This window comes from Bacillus swezeyi, assembly GCF_001969815.1.
GTDB classification, from domain to species: domain Bacteria; phylum Bacillota; class Bacilli; order Bacillales; family Bacillaceae; genus Bacillus; species Bacillus swezeyi.
The window spans coordinates 1-2882 of sequence record NZ_MRBK01000067.1 but is presented as its reverse complement, the minus strand read 5'-3'; the positions used below and the strand labels follow the sequence as shown (position 1 = coordinate 2882).

Sequence of the window (2882 nt, the reverse complement as noted above, 5' to 3'; positions counted from 1 at the left end):
ACGATTATGGATAACTACAGAGACTTGGAATTGGACTCCTTAACCGTCGTCAACCATAAAAACTATAAAATTATTAAAGACTCCTTTCATTAATCATCGATTCTTCACAGCAATAACTAATATTTCCACGCAAAATCAAAACAAATTCCGCAAGATCTTCTAAGAAAAGAAAACCGCCTGATGGACTCCGGCGGTTTTTCTCTGATTTTCCTGCATTGCGCAACGTCCGGCGCAAGTCTTGAAGTCGAAATTGTTGTTAAGGTAACGCAATTTGGTTTGATTGAATAACTTTATCATTGTTCAGAATAGAGACGATATAAAAAGTTGTACATCATTTAATGAACTCTTTCCATCTATGTCAAATTTTGAGCAAGCCAATCATTGCATGATAGAGAATAAAAATGAATTGTATTCAAGAGTAAGCTTGTTAAAAACGGATTCTACCGGAACCCTGATTCGAGTTCGCTATTTAGAAATCTAGAGGCAAGCTTGTATCATTTTAATAAACTGTAATTCCAATATCTCTTTATTTGACGGGTTACTTTATATCCACCATTTTCGGTATCATAATATCTAAATCACGAAATCAGATCACGGCCATGCTTTGGATGATTTCGAATCAATCCGTGTAGGGCATCGTTGATTCGTTATATGCGGAAAACAAACGGTCTGACCGATAGATAAAGATTGTAAACTACGAATATACGGATGTTCATTACCGCCGCTGTGACAACTGCGACTACACGCTGTTTAAAAGTTCGGTGAAGGACGGGATTTTCTTACGTGAGTGCGCAGATGCAGAATGAAAAAGAGGATATGAATTCTTTAAGACACTGTTTTTCGGTGTCTTTTTTATTTTTAAAGACTTATGAAAACCCTAACTTTTTCCTATTTATATAATATTATGTAAGCCTCATGAAATTCTTTTCCTTATACTGGTACAATGAATCTATCAACTACATACGAAAACATGCGAAAGGAAGATGTGGTAATGAAAAAACTAGTCGTGACAACGACAGTTGCTTGTATGTTTGGGATGTGCTTAGTCCCTTTTTCTCCTGAAGCGCAAGCAAGGACAGAATCAAAAATTCAGCTAGAAATGCCGACAATCGAGGAAGAAATTGAAGCGCAACAATTAGCCGAGGACTTAGAGTTCATTTTCGGGAAAGCCTCTTCAGAAGTTGACGGTAAATTCGTTGTCAATAAGGATATTGTCGCGGAAAAATTCGGTCAATCGGCCGTTGCTACAGTGGAAGCTTTTGTTAAACTTGTTAATGGAGAGGAACTGACAGCAGAGGACTTGAAAGGTGTCCCCGATCCTGCGGCTCAGTCAAGTCAATTTCAGACGGCTTCATGGTGGGGGTGCCTTAAAGAAAAAATTATCGACTTTACTGGAATAGGATTCATCGGCGGCGGTCTTGAAAAAATGATAAAAAAGAGACTTTGGAAAAAGGCCGCAATCAAAATAATTTCAATTGTCGGACGTGGTGCTATCCGTGGCGGTGTTCTCGGTTTAGCCGGAAGTTTAGCGTGGTTTAGTGTCCGTTGCATTGGAAAATAATAGAGATTAAGGGGATGTCATCGTATGAATGTAGCCAGATACGTATCGTTTTTTATCATTACCTTCATACTACAACTAGTTTTATTTTTTGTGATCAAAAAGGATTCAGGCGTAACTATTGTTGATATGGCGGTCATGTCCTTGCTGTTTGCTTTCTTCTCATTTATTTTAGACAAAATCCTTGGGAGAGAAAAAGAAGCGTGAAAGAACGGGTGCCTTGATCGGCACCCTTTTTCCCCGCACCTCCTTATCGAATAGCTCCTGCGCTGTCTTCATCTCGATCTCTTCGCAGCCCGCAAATGCTCGCTGGGATACGTGCGGAAGCAATGCGTGAAAGTCCTCCGAATTTAATTTTACGAATTGATCGTCTGAACCGGCAGAGTAGACGTTTCACCAACCGACGACAGTTTGTCTGTAATATACGTTCATGCTCCGATTACCTCCTTTAAGTGTCCGCCAAGATGCGCCGAAAGCTCAACCGTGTTCATATTCGCAATTGTCTCGACATCCATCTCCGAATCAGTAATGTATAGAAGAATAAAACGGATTTTAGAAACGACTTAGGCATATCATCGTCAACATTGGCGAGGATGACCGCTGGAGAGTTCGCCGCACTAAAGGTGATCGCGGAAAAGGAACAGAAATCGAAATTGATCTCAAATAAAAAAGCCCTCCTCAATTAGAGTTGGGCTTTCAGTGCTATTTTTTCTTGTGAAAACGGAATAGTGATATATCTAAATAAAATAATTTCATCATTAACTAGTCTTTGTTTATTAAGATGCGAATCTTTCTGCGACTTTAAAAGAAGCGTTATCTGTTTGAACATATGCGGAACTAGCCACACCTACTGTACCTAATAACAAAACAGCACAAATCAAAAATTTAGCTTTCATTTACATAACCACTCCTTTGAATTTGTCTTCTTGCATCGCAAGCAATACGGTAAAACTCACAGGCATCACGAATCTTTTCTTCAGTTTCCAAAATTTCTCCCGCAATGATTCCGTAGTCTTCCACATCTGCATACAAACCATTTTCTTTGAAGAACTTAAAAGACTCCCTAACTAAATCCAGATCATGAATCAAGTAAAGCCCCTTTAACATTTCAAGCTTTGCAATATCGTATGCATTGTGACTTTTTTCGGCAGATTCTTTTCCATCAAAATAAAGATCATTGGCTGTCACCCATTCAGCTTGCTTCGCTCTAACGTGTGCGAGGTTAAACAAAGCTTTTGATAAAAAACTGTGATTAACTTCTCTATACACTTCAAGGGTTTTTTGGAGATGATTGGATGCCTTTTCAAGTTCTTCAAGTTGATTA

At 38.9% G+C, this 2882-nt stretch carries 3 protein-coding genes and 2 pseudogenes; 4 read left to right on the top strand and 1 reads right to left on the bottom strand.

The window, feature by feature from the left end; translation table 11 throughout:
* The 4 genes and pseudogenes from BTA30_RS22080 to BTA30_RS22070 form a co-directional block, all read left to right on the top strand.
* Positions 1–93, top strand: a 93-nt coding sequence (locus tag BTA30_RS22080; RefSeq protein WP_142243725.1) for a DUF2187 family protein, incomplete at its 5' end; no start/stop codon positions are given.
* Positions 94–698: 605 nt separating this feature from the next.
* A pseudogene (locus BTA30_RS24030) lies at positions 699–820 on the top strand (DUF8096 family protein); the annotation flags it as partial.
* Positions 821–991: 171 nt separating this feature from the next.
* Positions 992–1561 (top strand): hypothetical protein, encoded by a 570-nt coding sequence (locus BTA30_RS22075; protein ID WP_239693554.1) that lies wholly within the window; start codon positions 992–994, stop codon positions 1559–1561.
* 24 nt (positions 1562–1585) lie between these two features.
* Entirely contained in the window at positions 1586–1765 is a 180-nt protein-coding gene (locus tag BTA30_RS22070; protein ID WP_076764192.1) for a hypothetical protein, read from the top strand.
* Positions 1766–2443: 678 nt separating this feature from the next.
* Here the strand turns inward: BTA30_RS22070 and BTA30_RS22065 are convergent.
* A pseudogene (locus BTA30_RS22065) lies at positions 2444–2882 on the bottom strand (tetratricopeptide repeat protein); the annotation flags it as partial.